We start from the raw sequence: 15304 nt of genomic DNA, 5'->3' as shown, positions 1-15304 counted from the left end.
ATTGTGGTGCGCCGTTGGCCGGGACCGGTTCCCCTGAATGCTCGCCGACACCGGACCCGCCATTCCCGGGGGATCCTGTGCGAGCACACCGGAGCCCGGGAAGAGCTATCAATCGGAGCACAGTGAGTTCACTCGCCATCCGCCGCATCACCCAGGCCGGCGTCGTCGGCGCCCTGGCGATCGGCGTCTCCGGCGTCGTCGTCATGGACAAGTCCGTGGCGCTGTCCGTCGACGGGGACACCTCGACCGTGCACGCCTTCGGAGGCACCGTCGGTGACGTCCTCGACAAGCAGGGCATCGACATCAAGAAGCACGATGTCGTCACGCCCTCGGTGGAGACCCCCGTCGAGAACGACCAGACGATCGTCGTGCGGTACGGCCGCAAGCTGAGCCTGACCGTGGACGGCCAGGAGCGCACCTACTGGACCACGGCCACGACCGTCGGCCAGGCGCTGAAGGAACTGGGCATCCGAGGCGGCGAGGACGCGAAGCTGTCCGCCTCCCGCAGCCAGACGATCGGCCGCCAGGGGCTCGACCTGAAGGTCAACACCCCCAAGGACATCACCTTCGTCGTCGCGGGCAAGAAGTCGACCGAGACCGTCACCGCGGGCACGGTCGAGGACGCGCTGAAGGAGGCGAAGATCGCGTTCGACTCGAACGACAGGATCAAGCCCGGCGCGGATGCACGCCTGCGCGACGACATGAAGGTCACACTCGACCGCATCGAGCGCAAGACCACGACGAAGAAGCAGTCGCTCCCCTTCACGACCGAGACCACGAAGGACTCCTCGCTCACCGAGGGAACCCGGAAGGTCGAGCGCGAAGGCAAGAACGGCACCGAGTCCGTCACCCTCGAGGTCACCTACAAGAACGGTGACGAGGTCAGGACCAAGGAGACCGGCAGCACGGTCACCGCGAAGCCGGTCTCGAAGATCGTCGTGGTCGGCACCAAGGCCGAGCCCGCGCCGAAGCCGGAGCCCGCGTCGACCTCGTCGAGCAGCCGCTCCTCGTCCAGCCGCTCAGCTTCCGGTGGTTCGTCCTCCAGCAGCTCCCCGTCGAGCTCCTCGAGCAGCAGCACGAGTTCGTCCGGCGCCGGGCTGAACCTGGCCCGATCCGGGATGTGGGACCGGATCGCCCAGTGCGAGTCGACGGGCAACTGGTCGATCAACACCGGCAACGGGTACTACGGCGGTCTGCAGTTCGACAGCGGCACCTGGCTCGGTGCCGGCGGCGGTGACTTCGCCCCGCGGGCCGACCTGGCCTCGCGTGCGGAGCAGATCACCGTCGCCAACCGGGTCTACGCCAGCCGCGGCACGTCGCCCTGGGGCTGCGCGTAGGCGGTCGGCCACTCCCTTCGCCACCACCGGACCCCCGGACCCACATGATGTGGTCCGGGGGTCCGGTGTCGCGTGCACGCACCTCGTCCGGCACCAATAGAGTCCCTCCCATGACCGATCCCACCACCCCGGGCGAAGGGGGAGCCCACGGCCTGCTCGGGGCGGGTGCCGTGCGTGAGCTCGCCGACCGGCTCGGGGTGCGCCCGACGAAGCAGTGGGGTCAGAACTTCGTCGTCGACGCCAACACCGTGCGCCGCATCGTGCGCGCCGGTCGGGTGACCGAGCAGGACCACGTCGTCGAGATCGGCCCCGGGCTGGGCTCGCTGACGCTGGCGCTCGTCGGGACCGCGGGACGCGTCACCGCCGTCGAGGTCGATCCGGTGCTCGCCGAGGCACTGCCGGGCACGGTCGAGCAGTTCGCGCCGGACGTCGCGGACCGCCTCGACGTCGTCCACGCGGATGCGATGCGCGTGAACGACCTGCCGGGACCGCCACCGACGGCGCTCGTGGCCAACCTGCCCTACAACGTCTCGGTGCCGGTCGTGCTGCGCTTCCTCGAGGTCTTCCCGTCGATCGAGCGCGTGCTGGTGATGGTCCAGCTCGAGGTGGCCGAGCGACTCGCCGCCACCCCCGGGAGCAAGGTCTACGGGGTGCCGAGTGTCAAGGCCGAGTGGTGGGCTCGGGTGCGGCTGGCCGGCAAGGTCCCGCGCAGCGTCTTCTGGCCGGTACCCAATGTCGACTCCGGTCTCGTCGAGCTGGTGCGGCACGCGCCACCGGAGACGAGCGCCACCCGTGAGCAGGTCTTCGCGGTGATCGACGCCGCCTTCGCCCAGCGGCGCAAGACGCTGCGGGCGGCCCTGCGCGGCCTCGCCGGCTCCGGCGAGGCCGCCGAGGACGCTCTCGTGGCCGCCGGGTTCGACCCGCGCACCCGCGGTGAGCAGGTCGACGTCGCCGGGTTCGCCCGGATCGCCGCCGAGCTCATGGCTAGGGTGACGACATGACCTCTCCGCTCGATTCGCCCATGGGCGTGACCGTGCGCGTTCCGGCGAAGATCAACCTCGAGCTCTTCGTCGGGCCACGCGGCGAGGACGGCTACCACTCGCTGGCGACCGTCTACCAGGCCGTGGGGATCCACGACGAGGTCACCGCCGCGTACGACAACGAGTGGGGTTGCTCGGTCTCCGGGCGCGACGCCGACCGCGTGCCGACCGGCGAGGGCAACCTCGCGCTCACGGCCGCCCGGATGCTCGCGGAGCGCACCGGCGGCCAGGACCCCGTGCACCTGTCGATCCGCAAGGAGATCCCCGTCGCCGGCGGGATGGCCGGCGGGTCGGCCGATGCTGCCGCGGCGCTGCTCGCGTGCGACGCCCTGTGGGGGACCGGACTGTCCAAGGACGACCTCGACGAGGTCGCCGCGGAGATCGGCAGTGACGTCCCCTTCCTGCTCCACGGTGGCACTGCCGTCGGCTCCGGCCGCGGCGAGGTGGTCACCGCCGTGCTGGCGAAGGGGGCGTACCACTGGGTCTTCGTCCCGTCCGTCGATGCGGGGTTGTCCACTCCCGCCGTGTACCGCGCCTTCGACGAGCGGATGGCCGGCATGGCCATCGAGGACCCGACCCCCAGCGCCGCGCTGATGAGCGCCCTGCGTGCCGGCGACCCGATGGCGCTGGCGCCGGTGCTCGACAACGACCTGCAGCCGGACGCGATCGGCCTGCGTCCTGACATCGGTGAGGTCATCGAGGCCGCGATGGGCTTCGGCGCGCTGGCCGCGATCGTCTCCGGGTCCGGCCCGACCGTCGCCGTCCTCGCCGAGTCGACCGAGGGCGCGATCGACCTCGCCGTCTCGTTGACCGCGTCCGGCGTGGCCGGCGACATCCTGCGCGCGACCGGCCCGGTGGCCGGCGCCCACATCATCCCGACGACACGAGTCTGATGGCCAACCTGATCTCCGTCGAGCGCGCCCGCCTGACGCTCGGCACCGCACACATCCTCGACGACGTCTCGCTCGGCCTCGCCGAGGGTGACCGGGTCGGCGTCGTCGGCCGCAACGGTGGCGGCAAGTCCACCCTGCTGAGGGTCCTGGCCGGTGAGCACGCGGTCGACGACGGACGGGTGACCTTCGGCGGGCACGTCCGGGTCGGGATGCTCACACAGGCCGACACGCTCGATCCGCGGGCCACGGTCGCGCAGGTCGTCCTCGGTGACCGGGCCGAGCACGAGTGGGCCGGCGACGCGCGCATCCGTGACGTCGTCACCGGTCTCCTCGGTGGTCTCGGTGCGCCGGCCCTCGGTGGGCTCGACGCCCACGTCGGCCCGATGTCCGGTGGCGAGCGCCGCCGCCTCGCCCTGGCCAAGGTCCTCGTCGACGATCCGGAGGTCCTCCTGCTCGACGAGCCGACGAACCACCTCGACGTCGAGGGCGTGGCCTGGCTGGCCGACCACCTGGTCAACCGGTGGGCGCGGCCGGACCGGTCGCTGGCGACCATCACCCACGACCGGTGGTTCCTCGACGCCGTCGCCGAGCGCACCTGGGAGGTCGTCGAGGGCCGGGTCGAGCAGTACGACGGCGGCTACGCGGCCTACGTGCTCGCGAAGGCCGAGCGCGAGCGGATCGCCCGCGTCACCGCAGAGCGGCGCAACAACCTCCTGCGCAAGGAGTTGGCCTGGCTGCGGCGCGGTCCGCCCGCGCGCACGAGCAAGCCGAAGTTCCGCATCGACGCGGCCAACGCCCTCATCGAGGACGAGCCGCCGCCGCGCGATGGGGTCGAGCTCGTCCGCTTCGCCACGACCCGGCTGGGCAAGGACGTCATCGACCTCCTCGACGCATCCCTCGAGCTCGGGCAGCGCGAGCTGCTCTCCCGGGTCACGTGGCACCTCGGTCCCGGCGAGCGGATCGGGGTCGTCGGCGTCAACGGCGCGGGCAAGTCCACGCTCCTGCGCGTCCTCTCCGGGGAGATCCCGCTGACCTCCGGCAAGCGCAAGCAGGGCCTGACCGTGCGCATCGGGCACCTCACCCAGGAGGTCGGCGAGCTCGAGCGCTTCATCGACCGCACCGTCATCGAGGCGGTCGAGGACGTGCGCAAGGTGACGATGCTCGGCAACAAGGAGGTCAGTGCCTCCCACCTGGCCAAACGGCTCGGCTTCTCCGGCGGACGCCAGCAGACCCGGGTCCGCGAGCTCTCCGGTGGCGAGCGGCGTCGACTGCAGATCCTGCGGCTGCTCATGGACGAGCCCAACGTCCTGCTCCTCGACGAGCCGACGAACGACCTCGACATCGAGACCCTGACCCAGCTCGAGGACGTCCTCGACGGATGGGCCGGCACCCTGCTCGTCGTCAGTCACGACCGCTACCTCCTCGAGCGGCTCTCCGACCGCCAGGTGGCCCTGCTGGGCGACGGCCGCATCCGCGATCTGCCCGGGGGAGTCGAGCAGTACCTCCGGCTGCGCTCGCAGATGCCGGTGGCGACCACGGGGACGGGGGGAGCACCGCCCCCTTCGCCCGCGCGGGCGGAGCCGGAGGTCGACCCCGCCGCACAGCGCGAGGCCCGCAAGACGATGGCGCGCGTGGAGAAGCAGCTGACCAAGATCAGCGAGCGCGAGGAGAAGCTGCAGCACGCGATGGCGGACGCGGTGCACGACCACGAGAAGCTGGCCGATCTCAACGCCACGCTCGGGGAGCTGGCCCGGGAGAAGGAGATGCTCGAGCTGGAGTGGCTGGAGGCCGCCGAGCTCGTCGGCTGACTCAGCCCTCGAAGGGGGCGAGCAGCCGCCGGAGCGCGGCGGTCAGGGCGGTGCGCTCATCGCCGGGCATCGAGGCGAGCAGCTCGCGCTCGCGGGTGAGCAGGTCGGCCATCGCGGCGTCGACGCGCTCCCGGCCGTCCGAGGTCAGGTGCACGATGACCCCGCGTCGGTCGGTGGGAGAGGGCAGGCGCGCCACCCAGCCCTTCGTCGCGAGGCGGTCGATGCGGTTGGTCATCGTCCCGGAGGTCACGAGCGTCTCCTGCACGAGGCGTCCGGGGGAGAGCTGGTACGGGTCGCCGGCGCGACGCAGCGCGGAGAGCACGTCGAACTCCCAGCCCTCGAGCGAGTGCTGCTCGAAGGCGCTCATCCGGTCGAGGTCCAGCAGGCGCGCCAGCCGGGTGACGCGCGAGAAGACGTGCAGCGGCTCGATGTCGAGATCGGGGCGCTCGCGACGCCAGGCCTCGACGATGGCGTCGACGTCGTCGGCGGGGTCGTGGCGGCTGGTCATCCCCAAACCGTACCTGCCATCGTGAATCTTGACGTCGAAGTATGTCGGCGCTCAGCCACCGGGGACGGGGTGTCGACGGTTAGGCTCTCGGGCACCAGCAACGAGGAGGCGACATGGCAGTGACGTGGGACCCCAGTCGGTACGGCCAGTTCTCGAGCGAGCGGACCCGGCCGTTCGAGGACTTGATGGCCCGGGTGGACGCCGAGGACCCCCGGCTCGTCATCGACCTCGGCTGCGGGCACGGGCCGACGACGCTCTCCCTCGCCCAGCGCTGGCCCGACGCCCGGGTCGTGGGTGTCGACAACAGTGTCGAGATGCTGGCGGCCGCCCGCCGACTCGACACCGAGGGCCGTGTCGAGTGGGTCGAAGCCGACCTGGCCGAGTGGGACCTCTCCGGTACGGGAGCCGCGCCTGACGTCATCGTGACCAACGCTGCGCTGCAGTGGGTCCCGCGCCACCTCCCCCTCATCGAGGGGTGGCTCGACCTGCTCGCCCCCGGCGGCTGGTTCGCGATGCAGGTGCCGGGCAACTTCGACGCCCCGACGCATGCGCTCATGCGCGAGACGGCCGTCGCACACGCGCGCAGTGGTGAGCTGGAGGCGGCGAGTACCCGGTACGGCGCCGGTGAGCCGGCGACCTACCTGCAGATCATCAGCGCGCACGGCCTCGCCGTCGAGGCCTGGGAGACGACCTACACGCACGTCCTCGATCCGGCGGGGGAGAGCGACAACCCGGTCCTCGACTGGGTGACCGGCACGGGCCTGAAGCCGATGCTCGACGTCCTCGACGAGGCCGAGGAGCGGGAGGAGTTCATCGCCACCTATGCCGAGAAGGTCCAGCAGGCCTACCCGCGTACGCCGGCGGGGGTGCTCCTGCCCTTCCGTCGGGTCTTCGCGGTGGGCCACACGCCGTGAGCGTCGTCGGGCTGCACCACGTGCAGATCGCCTGCCCGGCCGGCAGCGAGGACGAGTTGCGCGCGTACTACGGGCAGCTGCTCGGGATGCCCGAGATCCCCAAGCCGTCCGCCCTCGCCGCGCGCGGTGGTGCGTGGTTCCAGGCGGGTGACCGGCAGCTGCACTGTGGTGTGCAGGCGGACTTCCGCCCGGCACTCACGGCGCACCCGTGCTTCCTCGTCGATGACCTCGATGCGGTGGCGAAGGGGGTGGCCGCCGCCGGCCATCCGGTCCGGTGGGACGAGTCCATCCCCGGGCTCCGGCGCTTCCACACCGACGACCCGGTGGGCAACCGGGTGGAGCTGCAGCAGGTCTGAGTCAGCGGTGGCTGCGGAGCCGGGGCGGTTCCTCGAGCCCGGCGAGCCCGTTCCAGGCGAGGTTGACCACGTGCGCGGCGACCTCCTCCTTGGTGGGCGTGCGGGTCTCGAGCCACCACTGACCGGTCAGTGACATCATCCCGACGAGCATCTGCGCGTACATGGGTGCGTGCGTCGGGTCGATCGAGCGGCGGACGAAGGCCTCCCTCAGGATGTGCGAGACCTGACCGGCGACGTCGGAGAGCAGCGACGCGTACGTGCCGGTCGGTGCGGTGCCGGAGACGTCACGCACGAGGATGCGGAAGCCGTCGGGGGAGGCCTCGATGTAGTCCAGGAGAGCGAGCGCGGCCCGCTCCAGGGTCTCGCGGTCGGTGCCGCCCGCGGTCAGGGTCGCGGTGACCGCCTCGGTCAGGGCCCGCAGCTCACGGTCGACGACGACGGCGTAGAGGCCCTCCTTGCCGCCGAAGTGCTCGTACACGACCGGCTTGGACACCTCTGCCGCAGCCGCCACCTCCTCGACCGAGGTGCCGTCCACCCCCTTCGCGGCGAAGGCCCGCCGCCCCACGGCCACGAGCTGCTCGCGACGGGCCGCGCCGGTCATGCGTGATCGCCGGGGGCGCTCGACGTCCTCGTGATCGGTCATGGACCCATTGTCCGTGATGGGCGCCGCCCGCGCGTGGACTACCCTGTCCCGTGCCGCCGATGGGCGGCGTTCCCCGGTTGGTCTGTCGGCAGGGCCCGCCTGACTTTGAATCAGGACTAGCGACGTAGGTTCGACTCCTACCCGGGGAGCCAGCCGTGACCGCGCGCAGCGAGCTCCACGTCGGCCAGGCGTGCCGGAGGCGAACGATTGACACGTGACCGGGCACGGCCGCCCAATGGTTCGGTGAGTGCACCGCAGGCCGTCGTCCTCGTCGAGGGCAACAGCGACCGGGTGGCCCTGCACGCCCTCGCCCGGCGCCTCGGCCGGGACCTGCCGGGCGAGGGGGTCGAGATCGTCCCCATGGGCGGTATCGGCAACGTCCGTGCCTTCGCGACGAGGTACGGACCACGCGGACTCGACGTCCGCCTCGCCGGTCTCTACGACATCGGCGAGAAGCAGCAGCTGCGGGTTGGGCTCGCGGCAGCCGGCGTCACGGGCGAGCGTGAGATCGATGCCCTGGCGGCGACCGGCTTCCACGCCTGCGTCGTCGATCTGGAGGACGAGCTCATCCGCACCCTCGGCGCGGGACGGGCCGTGGCGGCGGTCGAGCAGGCAGGCGATGGCCGCTCGCTGCGTCGTCTCGCGCACATGCCGGCCCACCGCGGAAGGCCCACCGAGGCGGTGCTTCGACGATTCCTCGGGGCGCAGTCGGGGCGGAAGGCCAGGTACGCCGAGGTCTTCGTCGAGGCCATGGAGCTCGGGGAGGCGCCCGCACCGCTCATGGCCGTGCTCGAGCAGTGGTGAGCGCGCGCCGCCGGGATCACCGGTGGCGTGTCACCCAGACGCCGGCGCGCATCACGTGCGTGACCCCGAGATCGCCGTCCAGCACCACGAAGTCAGCCCGGGCTCCGCGCCGGATCTCTCCGACGTCGGCCAGACCGAGCGCCGCGGCCGGGGCGCGGGTGGCGGCGTCGACGGCCTGCTCGAGCGTGAAGCCGCTCGCGACGCTGTGCCGCACCGCCCCCGCCATGGTCAACGTCGACCCGGCGATCGCGCCCGTGGGTGTGCGGGCGATCCCGTCACGCACCCGCACGTGGATCGGCCCGAGGCGGTAGTCGCCGTCCTCGGCAGCGGCGGCACCCATCGCGTCGGTGACGAGCATGATCCGCTCGGGCGCGCCAGTTCGCGCCAGTCGCAGCATGGCCGGGTGGACGTGGGTGCCGTCGGAGACCAGCTCCACCCACACCCGCTCGTCCTCCAGCAGGGCGGCAATGGGTCCGGGGCGCCGGTGGTGCAGCGGGCGGATCTGGTTGAACAGGTGCGTCGCGACGGTGGCTCCGGCGTCGATCGCCTCGCGCGCCTGCTCCCACGTCGCGTCGGTGTGTCCGACCCCGACGACGACACCGGCCCGGACCAGGCGCCGCACCGCGTCGATCGCACCGTCGAGCTCGGGGGCGATCGTCACCATCGTCACGGCGGCGTCACCGGCCGCCAGCAGTCGGTCGACCTCCTCGGGCGAAGGGGGCCGCAACAGCGTCGGCTCGTGGGCGCCGCAGTAGTCGCGGGACAGCCACGGGCCCTCGAGGTGGACCCCGGCCAGCTGGCCGTCCGTGACGAGCTGGCCGAGGGCGCGTACGGACCGCTCCAGCTCGTCGATCCCGTCGGTGACCAGGCTGGCGACGAGGCTCGTCGTGCCGTGGCGCAGGTGCGCGGCGACGACCTGCTGGGCATCGCTGGCGTCCCCGGTGGTGAACGACGCGCCGCCACCGCCGTGGCAGTGCACGTCGACGAAACCGGGGACGAGCGTCCCCGGCAGGTGGCGGTCGGCAGGAGAGGGGGGACGTCCTTCGCCCACCTCGAGGATGCGGTCGCCATCGACGCGTACCCACGCCGCGGCACAGGTCCGAGCCGGTGTGATGAGGTGGTCAGCGGTGAGGATCACGTCCCCATCCTCTCCGCAGACGTCCCGCGGCGCACCACCCGCCCGGGGGCGGATAGAGTGGCCGCGCGGCCCAGACGTCCAGCCGCACACCCGACCTCCCGGAGAACATCGCGTGAACGACGTCCGCCCCGACGCAGTCATCATCCTTGCCGCGGGCGAGGGAACCCGGATGAAGTCGACCCTCCCGAAGGTCCTCCATCCCATCGGCGGGGCTCCGCTCCTCGGTCACGCCATGCGCGCGGCCTCGGGCGCCGGGGCCGCGGAGACCGTGGTCGTCATCCGCCACCAGCGCGACCGGGTCGCCGCCTTCGTCGAGGAGTTCGCCTCCCGGGACGGTCAGTCGTGCACCCTCGCCGACCAGGACGAGGTCAAGGGCACCGGCCGCGCGGTCGAGTGCGGTCTGGCCGTCCTGCCCGACGACATCACCGGCACCGTCGTGGTCACCATGGGTGACGTGCCACTGCTGTCGGCCGAGACCATCAGTGACCTGACCCGGGTCCACGTCGAGGCGTCGGCCGCCGTCACGGTCGTCACCTCGGTGCTGGCGGATGCCAAGTCCTACGGCCGGATCGTGCGCGACCCGGACGGCACCGTCGAGCGGATCGTGGAGTTCAAGGACGCGACCGAGGACGAGCGGGCGATCACCGAGATCAACTCCGGGATCTACGCCTTCGACGCCGCGGTCCTGCGCCGCGAGCTGGCCAACGTGACCCCCGACAACGCCCAGGGTGAGAAGTACCTCACCGACGTCGTCCAGCTCGCCCGCGCCGCCGGCGGCACGGTCCGCGCCCACGTCCTGACCGACCGCGACCAGACCGAGGGCGTCAACGACCGCGTCCAGCTGGCCAGCCTCGGCAAGGAGCTCAACCGCCGCACCTGCGAGCGCCACATGCGCGCCGGGGTGACCATCGTCGATCCGGCCACCACCTGGATCGACGTGGACGTGAGCATCGGTCAGGACACGAGGGTCCTGCCCGGCACCCAGCTGCTGGGTGCCACGTCCATCGGCGCCGAGGCGACCGTCGGCCCGGACGTCACCCTCACCGACTGCGAGGTCGGGGACGGCGCCGAGGTCAAGCGCGCGGAGGGCAGCCTCGCCGTCATCGGTGCCGGCGCGACCGTCGGCCCCTACTCGTACCTGCGCCCCGGTACCGTCCTGGGCGCGAAGGGGAAGATCGGCGGCTTCGTCGAGACGAAGAACACGACGATCGGCGCAGGCGCGAAGGTGCCCCACCTGACCTACGCGGGTGACGCGGAGATCAAGGCGGGGGCCAACATCGGCGCCGGTACGATCTTCGCGAACTACGACGGGGTCACCAAGCACCGCACGACCGTCGGCCGGCACTCCTTCGTCGGGTCGAACTGCGTCCTCGTCGCCCCGGTCGAGATCGCCGACGGTGCCTACGTCGCCGCCGGATCAGCCATCACCGACACGGTCGGGCCCGGCCAACTCGGTGTGGCTCGTGGCCGTCAGCGCACCATCGACGGGTGGGTCGCCACGCAGCGGCGCGACACCCCCACTGCAGCCGCTGCGCATGCCGCAGCCCAGCCCCCTTCGCCCGAACCCACCCCCGACAGCAGCGAGGACCCCCAGTGACCGGCATCCACAAGACCCCGGAGAAGAACCTCATGGTCTTCACCGGACGAACCCACCCGGCACTGGCGGACGCCGTTGCCGCGGAGCTGGACATCGACCTGGTGCCCACCAGCGCGTACGACTTCGCCAACGGCGAGATCTACGTGCGCTACGAGGAGTCGGTGCGCGGGTGTGACGCCTTCGTCCTGCAGAGCCACTCCACGCCCATCAACGAGGCGATCATGGAGCAGCTGCTCATGGTCGATGCCCTCAAGCGCGCCAGTGCCAAACGGGTCACCGTGGTCATGCCCTTCTACGGGTACGCCCGCCAGGACAAGAAGCACCGCGGTCGCGAGCCGATCTCCGCACGCCTGATGGCGGACATGTTCAAGACCGCAGGTGCCGACCGGCTGATCACGGTCGATCTGCACACCGACCAGATCCAGGGCTTCTTCGACGGTCCGGTCGACCACCTCATGGCCCGTCCGATCCTGGCCAGGTACGTCCAGGAGAAGTACGGCGACCGCGAGCTCGCCGTGGTCTCCCCGGATGCCGGGCGCATCAAGGTCGCCGAGCAGTGGTCGCGCAAGCTCGGTGGGGTGCCGCTGGCCTTCATCCACAAGACCCGCAACATCGACCGCCCGAACGAGAGCGTCGCCAACCGCGTCGTCGGTGAGGTCGAGGGCCGGTGGTGCGTGCTCGTCGACGACATGATCGACACCGCGGGCACGATCACCAAGGCCGCTGACGCCCTCCTGGCCGACGGCGCTGCCGGGGTGATCATCGCCGCGACCCACGCGATCCTGTCCGGTCCGGCCGTCGAGCGGCTGCAGGCCTGCGCGGCCGAGGAGATCATCGTCACCGACACCCTTCCGCTCGTCGACGGGCAGCGCTTCGAGGGGCTGACCGAGCTGTCGATCGCCCCGCTCGTCTCGCGGGCGATCCGTGAGGTCTTCGAGGACGGCTCGGTCACCAGCCTCTTCACCTGACCCCTGGGTCGCCGCCCGCTCCCGGGTCCGCCTCAGCCGTCGCGCCGGGAGCGGTAGGCCGCGGCGGCGAGCCGGTTGCCGCAGCCGTCCTCGCAGTAGCGCCGGGAGCGGTTGCGGGAGAGGTCGACCAGGACGTTGTCGCAGTCGTCGGCGGCGCAGACCCGCAAGCGGGAGCGTTCCCCGACCCGGACGACGTCGACGAGGGCCATCGCTGCCTCGACCTGCATGCGTTGCGCGAGCGGCGCGTCCGAGGGCGTGGCGTGGATGTGCCAGCCGTAGTCGTCGTGGGTGACGACCTGGGGGAGCGCGCGGCCCTCGCGCAGCAGCGTGTTGACGAGCGTGGCGAGCCCCTCGTCGGACGTGGCCGCCCAGGCCGCGCGCAGCCGTGGCCGCAGCTCGCGGACCTGGTCCAGCTCGTGCGCGTCCCCCGTGACCCGGCCGGTCCACCCCCACTGCGTGTAGAAGTCCCGCAGCCCGTCCGTCGTGGTCAGGGTGTCCCCGTGGGCGGTGCGGGCCGTGTTGACCAGCGCCGCGGCGGTTCGCAGCGCGACGTCCGTGTCATGAGCGAAAGTCATGTTGACTCCTGATGCTCCACAGGTCTAGCGTCATGGGTAATACCCTACTTCACCCATGACGCAAGGACCGCTCGTGTCACCCACCTCGTCCGCCTCACGGCAGACGCCCTTCCTGCTCGGTCTGCTGGTCGCACTCCTGTCGGCGGCGACCTTCGGCTCGTCGGGGACCTTCGGCTCGGCGCTGATGGTGCAGGGCTGGAGCCCCGGAGCGGTCGTGACCCTGCGGATCGTCGGGGCCGCGCTCCTGCTTGCGGGCCCGACGGCCGTCGCGATGCGCGGACGGTGGCACCTCTTCCGCAGCAACCTCGTGCCGGTCATCACCTACGGTTTCGTGGCCGTCGCGGCCTGCCAGTTCGCGTACTTCATGGCGGTCGACCACCTCTCCGTGGGTGTCGCGCTCCTCCTCGAGTACCTCGCGCCCGTGCTCATCGTGGGGTGGATGTGGGCGCGCCACGGTCGTCGGCCGAACCGCCTGACGTCCGCGGGAGTCGGTGCCGCGATCGTCGGGCTCGTGCTCGTCCTCGACGTGATCTCCGGCGCCGAGGTCGACCTCGTCGGCGTCCTGTGGGGCGTGCTGGCCGCCGTCGGTCTCGTCGTCTTCTTCCTGGTCGCGGCGCACGAGGGCGAGCATCCGCTGCCACCGATCGCTCTCGCCGGTGGGGGGCTGGCCGTGGGCGCGGCGAGCCTCGTCGGTGCCGCCGCCGTCGGGCTGCTCCCCTGGGCGACCAACACGGCGGACATCACCCTTGCCGGGTGGGCCCTGCCCTGGTGGGTCGCGGTCCTCGAACTGGCCCTCGTGGCCGGTGCCATCGCCTACGCCTCGGGCATCGCGGCCACGCGCATCCTCGGCTCGACGGTGGCCTCCTTCGTCGGCCTGAGTGAGGTGCTCATCGCCATCGGCTTCGCGTGGGTGCTCGTCGGCGAGGCCCTGGGGATCGGCCAGGTGCTCGGTGGTGTGGCGATCCTCGCCGGCGTCGTCATGGTCAAGCTGGGTGACGCGGCCGGGGTGACCCGGTCGCTGCCCGCCGACGACGTCGACACCGCAGCGCAGGTCGCGCTGCCCGTCGGCGACGGGGACGTCCCGGACGGTGTCGGGACGGGTTTGGCCGACCCTGTTCGGGTCCACTAGGATCGACGGGTTGCCTCGGCGAGGGACGCTGCACGGTCGCAGCAGTCCGTGATCGACGCGGTGCCGCCCCGTGGGTCCGCCCGCGCGTCGACATCCGTCCGCGCCGCGTCCCGCGTCGAGGCCATCACCCACGACACACGCCCGCTCCCTGCGCGGGCACTCGCCCCCACAAGGAGTTCTCCCATGGCCCCCAAGCACGACGAGATCCGTCTCGCCACCGACAAGCGCACCGAGTTCGGCAAGGGCGCGGCCCGCAAGCTGCGGCGCGCCGACAAGGTCCCCGCCGTCCTCTACGGCCACGGCGAGGCCCCGATCCACCTCGCCCTGCCCTTCCACGACACCTTCCAGGCGCTGAAGAACCCCAACGCCCTGCTGACGATCGCTGTCGAGGGCGAGGACGACCAGCTCGCCCTGGCCAAGGACATCCAGCGCGACCCGATCAAGCCGATCATCGAGCACGTCGACCTCATCATGGTCAAGAAGGGCCAGAAGGTCGTCGTCGAGGTCCCGGTCCAGATCGAGGGCGAGGCGGCTCCGGAGACCGTCGTCACCCTCGACGCCCAGACCCTCGAGATCGAGGCCGACCCGATGACGCTCCCGGACAACCTCGTCGTCTCCGTCGAGGACGAGCAGGTCGGCACCCTCATCCACGCGAGCGATCTCACCATGCCCGCCGGCGTCACCCTCGTCTCCGACCCGGAGACCCTGGTCGTCAACATCACCCAGCAGATCTCCGAGGAGGCGCTCGAGGCCGAGCTCGCCGAGGCCGAGGAGGAGGCCGGCGTCGAGCACGACGAGCCGGAGACCGAGGCTGCGGCCGCCGCCGACGAGGCCCCGGCCGAGGGTGGCGAGGAGTCCTCCGACAAGGAGTGACCCACCCGACCGTCACGCAGGGCGGGATCCCCACACCCGGGGGTCCCGCCCTGCGTCATTGCCTAGAGTGACCCCGTGAGTGACGAGACGTGGCTGGTGGTGGGCCTGGGCAACCCGGGGCCGAAGTACGCGGGCAACCGCCACAACGTGGGGGCCATGGTCGTCGAGCTGCTGGCGCAGCGGTCCGGGGCGCGCCTGCGGGCGCACAAGGCCGGTGCCAGCGCCGAGTCCGTGCGTCTGGGTCCGATGCCCGGTACCCGCACGATCATCGGTATCCCGCACTCGTACATGAACCTCTCCGGTGGCGCGACCAAGGGCCTGGCCACCTTCTTCTCCGTCCCTGCAGAGCGCACGATCGTCATCCACGACGAGCTGGACATCCCCTTCGGCCAGGTGCGCCTCAAGCAGGGTGGGGGCGAAGGGGGACACAACGGTCTGCGTTCGATCACCGCCTCCTTCGGGACGAAGGACTACGTGCGGGTGCGCGTCGGGATCGACCGCCCACCGGGCCGGATGGACGCGGCCGCCTACGTGCTCAAGGACTTCTCGTCCACCGAGCGCAAGGAACTGCCCTTCCTGCTCGACGACGCCGCCGACGCGGTCGAGTTGGTCATCGAGAGGGGGCTGACCGGCGCCCAGCAGGTCGTGCACGCGCCACCGGCGTGACCCCGGTCCTTGGTGCCGACGGCCCACGGACCCGACCGTTGATGCGGCGAGGTCA

At 71.6% G+C, this 15304-nt stretch carries 16 protein-coding genes and 1 tRNA gene; 13 read left to right on the top strand and 4 right to left on the bottom strand.

The window, feature by feature from the left end:
* Positions 1–122: 122 nt before the first annotated feature.
* The 4 genes from V1351_RS12460 to V1351_RS12445 all read left to right on the top strand — a co-directional run bounded on the left by V1351_RS12460 (position 123) and on the right by V1351_RS12445 (position 5078).
* Complete coding sequence (locus V1351_RS12460; RefSeq protein WP_338748523.1) at positions 123–1337, top strand: ubiquitin-like domain-containing protein; 1215 nt, start codon at positions 123–125, stop codon at positions 1335–1337.
* 110 nt (positions 1338–1447) lie between these two features.
* Complete coding sequence (rsmA, locus tag V1351_RS12455; protein ID WP_338748522.1) at positions 1448–2338, top strand: 16S rRNA (adenine(1518)-N(6)/adenine(1519)-N(6))-dimethyltransferase RsmA; 891 nt, start codon at positions 1448–1450, stop codon at positions 2336–2338.
* Positions 2335–3270, top strand: coding sequence for a 4-(cytidine 5'-diphospho)-2-C-methyl-D-erythritol kinase (locus V1351_RS12450; RefSeq protein ID WP_338748520.1), 936 nt, complete (start codon positions 2335–2337; stop codon positions 3268–3270). Before rsmA ends, V1351_RS12450 begins: the two co-directional genes overlap by 4 nt.
* Positions 3270–5078: an ABC-F family ATP-binding cassette domain-containing protein gene (locus V1351_RS12445; protein WP_338748519.1), complete on the top strand. Its 1809-nt coding sequence runs from the start codon at positions 3270–3272 to the stop codon at positions 5076–5078. Before V1351_RS12450 ends, V1351_RS12445 begins: the two co-directional genes overlap by 1 nt.
* A gap of 1 nt (position 5079) precedes the next feature.
* Here the strand turns inward: V1351_RS12445 and V1351_RS12440 are convergent, their stop codons facing one another.
* Entirely contained in the window at positions 5080–5586 is a 507-nt protein-coding gene (locus V1351_RS12440) for a MarR family winged helix-turn-helix transcriptional regulator (RefSeq protein WP_338748517.1), read from the bottom strand.
* 113 nt (positions 5587–5699) lie between these two features.
* Here V1351_RS12440 and V1351_RS12435 point away from each other — a divergent pair, with 113 nt between their 5' ends.
* A complete protein-coding gene (locus V1351_RS12435; RefSeq protein WP_338748516.1) occupies positions 5700–6500 on the top strand; it encodes a methyltransferase domain-containing protein in 801 nt (266 codons plus the stop codon).
* Positions 6497–6856: a glyoxalase gene (locus V1351_RS12430; protein WP_338748515.1), complete on the top strand. Its 360-nt coding sequence runs from the start codon at positions 6497–6499 to the stop codon at positions 6854–6856. Before V1351_RS12435 ends, V1351_RS12430 begins: the two co-directional genes overlap by 4 nt.
* Position 6857: 1 nt before the next feature.
* Here the strand turns inward: V1351_RS12430 and V1351_RS12425 are convergent, their stop codons facing one another.
* Positions 6858–7457: a TetR/AcrR family transcriptional regulator gene (locus V1351_RS12425; protein WP_338752532.1), complete on the bottom strand. Its 600-nt coding sequence runs from the start codon at positions 7455–7457 to the stop codon at positions 6858–6860.
* Between the two features lie 112 nt (positions 7458–7569).
* On the opposite strand from V1351_RS12425, the gene V1351_RS12420 reads away from it, so the two are divergent.
* Positions 7570–7651: transfer RNA gene (locus V1351_RS12420), tRNA-Gln, on the top strand.
* 91 nt (positions 7652–7742) lie between these two features.
* On the top strand, positions 7743–8303 hold the full coding sequence (locus V1351_RS12415) for a TOPRIM nucleotidyl transferase/hydrolase domain-containing protein (RefSeq protein WP_338748513.1): 561 nt from the start codon (positions 7743–7745) through the stop codon (positions 8301–8303).
* A gap of 16 nt (positions 8304–8319) precedes the next feature.
* Here V1351_RS12415 and nagA read toward each other — a convergent pair whose 3' ends face one another.
* Positions 8320–9441, bottom strand: a complete 1122-nt coding sequence (nagA, locus tag V1351_RS12410; RefSeq protein WP_338748512.1) for an N-acetylglucosamine-6-phosphate deacetylase — start codon at positions 9439–9441, stop codon at positions 8320–8322.
* Positions 9442–9553: 112 nt separating this feature from the next.
* On the opposite strand from nagA, the gene glmU reads away from it, so the two are divergent.
* Positions 9554–11038: a bifunctional UDP-N-acetylglucosamine diphosphorylase/glucosamine-1-phosphate N-acetyltransferase GlmU gene (gene glmU / locus V1351_RS12405; RefSeq protein WP_338748511.1), complete on the top strand. Its 1485-nt coding sequence runs from the start codon at positions 9554–9556 to the stop codon at positions 11036–11038.
* Entirely contained in the window at positions 11035–12006 is a 972-nt protein-coding gene (locus tag V1351_RS12400; RefSeq protein WP_338748510.1) for a ribose-phosphate diphosphokinase, read from the top strand. Before glmU ends, V1351_RS12400 begins: the two co-directional genes overlap by 4 nt.
* A gap of 32 nt (positions 12007–12038) precedes the next feature.
* Here the strand turns inward: V1351_RS12400 and V1351_RS12395 are convergent, their stop codons facing one another.
* Entirely contained in the window at positions 12039–12581 is a 543-nt protein-coding gene (locus V1351_RS12395; RefSeq protein ID WP_338748509.1) for a CGNR zinc finger domain-containing protein, read from the bottom strand.
* A gap of 55 nt (positions 12582–12636) precedes the next feature.
* Between V1351_RS12395 and V1351_RS12390 the strand changes: the two genes are divergently transcribed.
* The 3 genes from V1351_RS12390 (at position 12637) to pth (ending at position 15249) form a co-directional block, all read left to right on the top strand.
* Positions 12637–13710, top strand: coding sequence for an EamA family transporter (locus V1351_RS12390; RefSeq protein WP_338748508.1), 1074 nt, complete (start codon positions 12637–12639; stop codon positions 13708–13710).
* A gap of 183 nt (positions 13711–13893) precedes the next feature.
* On the top strand, positions 13894–14583 hold the full coding sequence (locus tag V1351_RS12385; RefSeq protein ID WP_338748506.1) for a 50S ribosomal protein L25/general stress protein Ctc: 690 nt from the start codon (positions 13894–13896) through the stop codon (positions 14581–14583).
* 75 nt (positions 14584–14658) lie between these two features.
* A complete protein-coding gene (gene pth / locus V1351_RS12380; RefSeq protein ID WP_338748504.1) occupies positions 14659–15249 on the top strand; it encodes an aminoacyl-tRNA hydrolase in 591 nt (196 codons plus the stop codon).
* Positions 15250–15304 lie beyond the last annotated feature (55 nt).

This window comes from Janibacter sp. A1S7 (genome assembly GCF_037198315.1).
In the GTDB taxonomy this organism is placed as follows: Bacteria; Actinomycetota; Actinomycetes; order Actinomycetales; family Dermatophilaceae; genus Janibacter; species Janibacter alittae.
Note: the sequence above shows the minus strand (reverse complement) of the source record. Positions and strands in the feature narration are given on the sequence as shown.